Source organism: Paracidovorax konjaci, from assembly GCF_900112675.1.
GTDB lineage: Bacteria > Pseudomonadota > Gammaproteobacteria > Burkholderiales > Burkholderiaceae_C > Paracidovorax > Paracidovorax konjaci.
This window is the reverse complement of sequence record NZ_FOMQ01000026.1, coordinates 20,595-27,246: the sequence shown is the minus strand read 5'-3', so window position 1 is coordinate 27,246 and position 6,652 is coordinate 20,595. Positions and strand designations below refer to the sequence as shown.

Annotated in this window: 5 protein-coding genes; 3 read left to right on the top strand and 2 right to left on the bottom strand. The window is 59.5% G+C overall.

Annotated elements, in window-relative coordinates; translation table 11 throughout:
• Window positions 1-112 precede the first annotated feature (112 nt).
• From BM144_RS22065 to rapZ, 3 genes are read left to right on the top strand one after another with little or no spacing between them, the layout of a single operon-like run.
• Entirely contained in the window at window positions 113-1,009 is an 897-nt protein-coding gene (locus tag BM144_RS22065) for an NAD kinase (protein ID WP_092957767.1), read from the top strand.
• Between the two features lie 2 nt (window positions 1,010-1,011).
• Window positions 1,012-2,688, top strand: coding sequence for a DNA repair protein RecN (gene recN / locus BM144_RS22060; RefSeq protein ID WP_092957764.1), 1,677 nt, complete (start codon window positions 1,012-1,014; stop codon window positions 2,686-2,688).
• Window positions 2,689-2,693: 5 nt separating this feature from the next.
• Window positions 2,694-3,563 (top strand): RNase adapter RapZ, encoded by an 870-nt coding sequence (gene rapZ, locus BM144_RS22055; protein WP_092957773.1) that lies wholly within the window; start codon window positions 2,694-2,696, stop codon window positions 3,561-3,563.
• Window positions 3,564-3,585: 22 nt separating this feature from the next.
• Here the strand turns inward: rapZ and mutY are convergent, their stop codons facing one another.
• Together mutY and BM144_RS22045 are read right to left on the bottom strand one after the other, a co-directional pair.
• Window positions 3,586-4,668, bottom strand: coding sequence for an A/G-specific adenine glycosylase (gene mutY / locus BM144_RS22050; protein WP_092957761.1), 1,083 nt, complete (start codon window positions 4,666-4,668; stop codon window positions 3,586-3,588).
• Window positions 4,665-6,626, bottom strand: coding sequence for a dynamin family protein (locus BM144_RS22045; protein WP_092957758.1), 1,962 nt, complete (start codon window positions 6,624-6,626; stop codon window positions 4,665-4,667). The genes mutY and BM144_RS22045 overlap by 4 nt, the downstream gene beginning before the upstream one ends.
• Between the last annotated feature and the right edge of the window lie 26 nt (window positions 6,627-6,652).

Sequence of the window (6,652 nt, the reverse complement as noted above, 5' to 3'; positions counted from 1 at the left end):
GATCAATGGATCGTGATCGCCGCCATGGAAAGTGAGAAGGACAGCGCCTGCAAAGAACGGATGATGAAGCGCATCCGAAAGCTCACATCGCTTTAATGATCTAATTTCTTCGATGAAGCTCAGGTTCCAACGCGTTGCGCTCGTCGGCAAATACCAGGCGCCCAGTTCTATAGGAATGTCCGACAGCTCGCGCGAGGCGCTGGATGGCATCGCCAAATTTCTTGCCAATGAAGGATGCGACGTCTTTCTGGAGGCCGATACAGCCGCGAATGCAGGTTTCAGCGACTACCGTGCCCTGTCAATAGAGCGCATAGGCGTCGAATGTGATCTCTGCCTTGTGGTGGGTGGTGACGGCACCATGCTCGGCGTAGGGCGCCAGTTGGCAGAGCATCGCACGCCACTGATCGGCATCAACCAAGGAAGGCTGGGGTTCATCACCGACATTCCTTTGGACGAATACCCTGCTGTCCTCAAGCCCATGCTCCGCGGCGAATATGAAGAGGATCTCCGTCCACTGATGCGTGCCCGGGTGATGCGGCATGGGCAGTGCATCTTCGAGGCATTGGCCATGAACGACGTAGTGGTGAACAGAGGCTCGACTTCCGGCATGGTGGAACTGCGCGTGGAAGTTGGAGGCCACTTTGTGTCGAACCAGCGGGCCGACGGACTCATCATTGCGTCGCCTACTGGTTCGACAGCCTACGCACTGTCTGCGGGAGGTCCGATGCTTCATCCCACGATCCCCGGTTGGGTGCTGGCCCCTATCGCGCCGCACACCTTGTCGAATCGGCCGATTGTTCTTTCGGACAGCATGGAAGTCACGGTGGAGGTGGTGAGCGGGCGAGACGTGAGTGCGAACTTCGACATGCAATCGCTGGCTTCATTGCAGCATGGAGATCGCATTCTTGTGCAGCGCTCTGACTACCGCGCAAAATTTTTGCATCCGCGTGGATGGAACTATTTCGCAACTCTGCGCAAGAAACTTCGCTGGAACGAAGGAGGCTATTGACCATGGCATTGAAGCGGATTGCGCTGCGTGATTTCGTGATCGTGGAGAGCCTTGAACTGGACTTTCAACCGGGCTTCACTGTACTGACGGGCGAAACCGGCGCCGGGAAATCCATACTGATCGACGCGCTTCAGCTTATTCTGGGCGCTCGCGCCGATGCAGGCGTCATCAGGGAAGGCGCCACGTCTACGGCGCTCTGCGCCGAATTCGACAGCTCAGAGAACATCGTCGAATGGCTCGAAGAAGCAGGAATCCCGCAGGAAGACAGCTTGTTGCTGAGGCGCACCATCGATGTCCAAGGAAAAAGCCGTGCATGGGTCAATGGCGTACCGGCCACCGCAACGCAAATGCGAGCACTCGGTTCGCACTTGCTCGACATTCATGGCCAACACGCTTGGCAAAGTCTGACCCGTGTTGAATCCGTACGCGGTTTACTGGATGCGTATGGAGGCATTCGCGCCGAGGGCCTGCTTCCTCTTTGGAATCGTTGGCGCGACGATCAGAAAACGCTGGATGCGGCCGTTGCCAGTCAAAACGACATCCAGGAAGAACGGGACAGGCTGCAATGGCAGATTGCAGAAATGCGAAAGTTGGCGCCTGCAGAGGGCGAGTGGAACGAACTGAGCGCCCAACATACCCGGCTCTCGCATGCGCAGGCCTTGATCGATGCAGCTCAAGCTGCACTATCGGCCCTGGAGGACGATGAGTCTGGGGCGCATGGGCAGCTTGTCAGGGCGAGCAGCATTCTGGAAGCCAAGGAGTCATTGGATCCGCAATTCAAGTCGATGCTGGATGTCTTGACTTCTTGCTTGGCGCAGGCCTCGGACGTGACCCACTCTCTTCAATCGTATCTCCGCCATACCGATGTCGACCCGGAGGGGCTGGAAACTCTGGATACTCGCATGGGGCTCTGGATGTCCCTGGCGCGCCGGTTCAAGCGCCAACCACAAGACCTCCCAGGCTTGCTCGCCGGCTGGGAGGACGAGTTGGCGCGCCTTGACGGAGCATCCGACATTGAAGGATTGACCGAACGCGCACGAGCAAGCGAAGCTGCTTTCATGAAGGTGGCTCGAGAAATTTCTCGCTCACGGTCGAAAGCAGCTCCGGATCTGGCGCGCGCCATCACGAAGGCGATGCAAGGGCTCGGAATGAAGGGCGGGAGGTTCGAAGTGGCGCTGGATGAGGCGTCTGAACCCGGGCCTCACGGTCTCGACAACGTGGCGTTCCTGGTGGCAGGGCATGAAGGCGTCACACCTCGTCCCATTGGCAAAGTGGCATCCGGCGGCGAACTGTCGCGGATTTCCCTGGCGATCTCGGTCACCACCAGCCAACTCGGCGAAGCTCCTACGCTGATTTTTGATGAGGTCGATTCTGGCGTGGGCGGCTCAGTTGCAGAGACGGTAGGCAAGCTGATGCAGAAATTGGGGCACGATCGGCAGGTTCTGGCCGTCACGCACCTGCCCCAAGTGGCCGCGTGCGCCAACCACCACCTCGTGGTCTCCAAGCGGTCTCTCCACCAGGGAACGTCCAGCACCGTCGTAGCCGTCGATGGGGAGGATCGCATCCGCGAGATGGCCCGGATGCTGGGTGGCGGCGATCGCGCATCTGCGGCAACGCTGGCCCATGCCAGCGAAATGCTGCAGACCAGTGCAATCCGCCCGAAAGCCAAGAAGCCATGACAACCATGTCACTGGAGATCGTATTGATCACGGGCATGGCAGGTTCGGGAAAATCCGTTGCACTGCATGCCCTTGAGGACGCAGGTTATTACTGTGTCGACAATCTTCCTCCCGAACTGCTTGCGGCGTTCGTTGCTCTCGAGCATCAGCACCACGGCAATCGGGTCGCCATCGCGATCGATGTGCGAAGCGCAACGGCGCTTCCGCTGGTCCCTCAGCAACTCAGGCGCCTTCGCGCGGATGGCGTGATCGTGCACTCGCTCTTCTTGGATGCGACCACAGATACGCTCATACGGCGCTTCTCGGAAACACGGCGACGGCACCCGCTTTCCAGGGACGACTGGCATGGCGAGCAGCGCGCGCTCATAGAAACGATCGAACTGGAGCGCGAACTCCTTGCCGATCTGCGGGAGCAGTCGCACGTCATAGACACCAGTGCGATCCGCTCGGCACAGCTCCAGGGATATGTGAAAAGCCTCATGCCGACGCTGCCGGGGCAATTGACCCTGGTATTCGAGTCATTTGCCTTCAAGCGCGGAATACCCATGGACGCGGATTATGTGTTCGACGTTCGCATGCTGCCCAACCCCCACTACGAAGCCGAGTTGCGTCCGCTGACCGGCAAAGACCTGGCGGTAGTGCGTTATCTGGAGCACAAAGCCGATGTCGGGCTCATGCGCGAACACATCATCCATTTCTTGTCGCACTGGCTTGAGCCGCTAGCGCAGAATCATCGCAGCTATGTCACCGTTGCCATCGGATGCACGGGCGGCCAACACCGTTCTGTCTATCTTGTGGAGAAGCTGGCTGAACACTTTGCAGACCGATGGTCTACCCTGCGCCGGCATCGTGAACTCGATGGTGCGGCGAGCTGAATCAGTACAAACACCAAGATATCTACAACGACTCCGCCGGAGTTTCATGGGAATGGTGCACTTGCTCGAGCAATTTCCGCACCGGCGCTGGCAACCCGACAGCGGCCCATTGCACAGCGTCGAACCAGGCACCATCCTGTGCATCGACCTCTCCTTCTGCAGAGCCGATTGCAATGACAGGATGCAGATGGAGATCACGGTGGGTCAGCACATGGAATACGGGCCCGAGTTCACGTACCGTGGTGCCATGGCCCTGCCGCGCCAACCACTCCAATGCACTTTCGCGACCATCGAAGGTGGGGGGGCAAAACAACCCTGCCCAGATACCTGAGCCAGGACGGCGCTGAAGCCAGACCCTGCCCATCGGGTCATAGCGCATGGCAAGCCACCATGCTTCGGAACGCCGCACCAGCTTCCGTGTACGTACAGGGAAATCTTCAGGATTACCTGCCGCTGCCGCAGCACATTGCGATTGGATCGGGCAAATTATGCAAGCAGGCTTGCGAGGCGTGCAAAGGCTGGCTCCGAGATCCATCAGCCCCTGTGTATAACGAGGCATCGCAGATGTGAGATCACCGCGAGGCAGGAGCTGCTCAGCCCTGTCCCACAGAGCACGCTCGTGCTTTGCAACCGCCAGATCAGCATCGAAACCCAGTACGCGGGTCAGGACGCGGCGAACGTTGGCGTCCAGTATCGGCACCCGCTCGGCAAAACAAAAAGACGAGATGGCTCCCGCAGTGGAGCGCCCGATACCAGGCAGGCAGGCCAGGGCCTCAGCGGAACGTGGAAACTCTCCGCCATGGGTTTCAACGATCACCTGGGCGCAACGGTGCAGATTGCGCGCACGGCTGTAGTAGCCAAGTCCGCTCCACAACGCAAGCACATCACTCTCGGACGCTGCCGCCAGTGCCTGGACATCTGGAAAACGCTCCAGAAAACGGGTGTAGTAATCGAGAACCGTACTGACCTGCGTTTGCTGCAGCATGATCTCCGAAAGCCACACCCGGTAGGGATCGCGCGTTTGCTGCCATGGCAGATGATTGCGGCCATGCACTGCCTGCCAGCGAACGACGTCGGTGGCGATATCGGGACTCTTGAGCGTCATGCCGAAAGCGCCGGGCCCGATTGCGAGGCGTTGCCGCCTACCGGCAACGAAGCCAGGTGGTCGGTCATTTCATGCAATCGGCTTTCCAACTGAAGCAATTCCTGCTCGGATTGCTCGATCTCGGTGATCCGCTCCACCAATCCGCTGGCTGCATGCTGAATGCGATCCACCGCTTCGATACGCCGAGCAAAACTGCGCTTGCGCTCGCGCAATTGCGCGTCGAGTTGCGCCGTTGCGGACTTGCTCCACAGTTCGAGATCGTTGGCCGCCGATTCGAACACGGTACGCAGCCGCATCCCCAGCGCTCGCACGAGCCGATGCACGAATTCCTGTTGAGCCAGACGCAAGGTATTGCCCATGCCGATGTACTGCAGATGGCGATCCTCTATCTGCTGGATCTCGGCAACGAATCCCTCCAACTGGGGCGTTGCCGGCACTTGCAGCGAAAAACCGAAGTCTGCATTCAACTGCCGGAAGGTTCCTCCCAACATGGCATGGATCTCAGTGGCGGAGGCTTGCGCTTTGTCGACGATAGCCCGCAGGCGCTCGAAGGTTTCCACGTAAATCTTGCGCACACCCAGCTTGAGGCCCTTTTGCTGAAGCGCGTCCACGAGCGTGGTCATTTCAGCTTTCAACGAACGCGCGCCCAAGTCGTGAAAAATGTCGCGCAGCAGCTTGAGATGCACGGAGCGCACAGCCTGTATCTTTGCGGCGCTGGCATCGAACTCCCGCTGCTCCTGTTCTATGCGTACACGCATGGACTCGATCACCGATGCATTTTTCCCGCGCAGGCTGCGCAGTTCAAGCATCTGATCATCCAGGTCACGGCGGCGAATGTTGATCGTTCTGCCCGCCTCTGAACGCAGCGCGGCCACTCCTGTCGCCACGGCAGAGCGCAGGATTCCCTGCCGCTTGCCCATGACCCCTTGCGCCAGCGCATCTTCCAGTGCGGGAAGCCCGCTCGTCTCCAGCAGAACGTCATCGCAGTTGATCTTGGAAACCAACCCTTTCTGCGCCGAAACAAGGAGCACCTGATCGGGCGAGACGCCAAGCACGTCCGCCGAAGTCAGCCGTTGACGATCCAACTGCTCCTGCACCTGCGTGGGGGAGTTCAGCGTGTCCCACAAGGTATCGATCTTGTTCAAAACCACCAGCCGCGCATCCGCATGGCCCACTGCAGGCTCCACATGCTGTCGCCATATCTCGAGGTCCGATCGCGTCACTCCGGTATCGGCGCCGAGGATGAAAACCACGGCATGGGCCTGCGGAATCAGGTTGATGGTGAGTTCAGGCTCCGCGCCTACCGCGTTCAAGCCGGGGGTATCCAGGATCACGAGGCCCTGGCGCAGCAACGGATGCGGAATGTTGATCAGTGCATGCCGCCAGGCGGGCACCTCAACCAAACCATTCGCATCGGGAACCGGGTTGTCGTGAGGCTGCTCGTCATGCCAGAAGCCGAGTTCCCGCGCATCGTCCTGCGTGACCCTGCGAACTTCGGAAACTTTTTCTATCGCTTTCGCGAGCTGGTCTGCGTCGCCTACGTTGAGTGCAACTTCTGTCCACTGATCGGATTTGAGCCGCCATTCGGCAAGGCCCTGGGGCTGCCGGCGCGTATCGATGGGCAGCAAACGAAGGCTGTTGGGGAACTCCGGGTCATAGCCCAGTTCGGTAGGGCACATCGTCGTCCGGCCTGCGCTGGCCGGCATGATGCGACGGCCATAGTCCGCAAAGAAAATCGCGTTGATGAGCTCGGACTTCCCTCGGGAGAACTCCGCCACGAAGGCCACCATGACCTTGTCGCTGCGGACCTGGTTCTCCAGCCTCCGCAGCTTCTCCTCAATGGCGGAATCCATCAGGGCATGGGAAGACATCCATTGGCTCAGGTGCTTCAATTGCAGCGCAAAAGCACGCCGCCACGCACCGTGCTGGTCGAATTGCTCGTTGAAAGAAGGTCCCACAGTGCTCCTGATGGTGGATGTGCCCC

Excerpts from the sequence above, each read along its gene's own strand:
- BM144_RS22065 (WP_092957767.1), top strand. The coding sequence starts at position 113 with ATGAAGCTCAGGTTCCAACGCGTTGCGCTCGTCGGCAAATACCAGGCG.
- rapZ (WP_092957773.1), top strand. The coding sequence starts at position 2,694 with ATGTCACTGGAGATCGTATTGATCACGGGCATGGCAGGTTCGGGAAAA.
- recN (WP_092957764.1), top strand. The coding sequence starts at position 1,012 with ATGGCATTGAAGCGGATTGCGCTGCGTGATTTCGTGATCGTGGAGAGC.
- mutY (WP_092957761.1), bottom strand. The coding sequence starts at position 4,668 with ATGACGCTCAAGAGTCCCGATATCGCCACCGACGTCGTTCGCTGGCAG.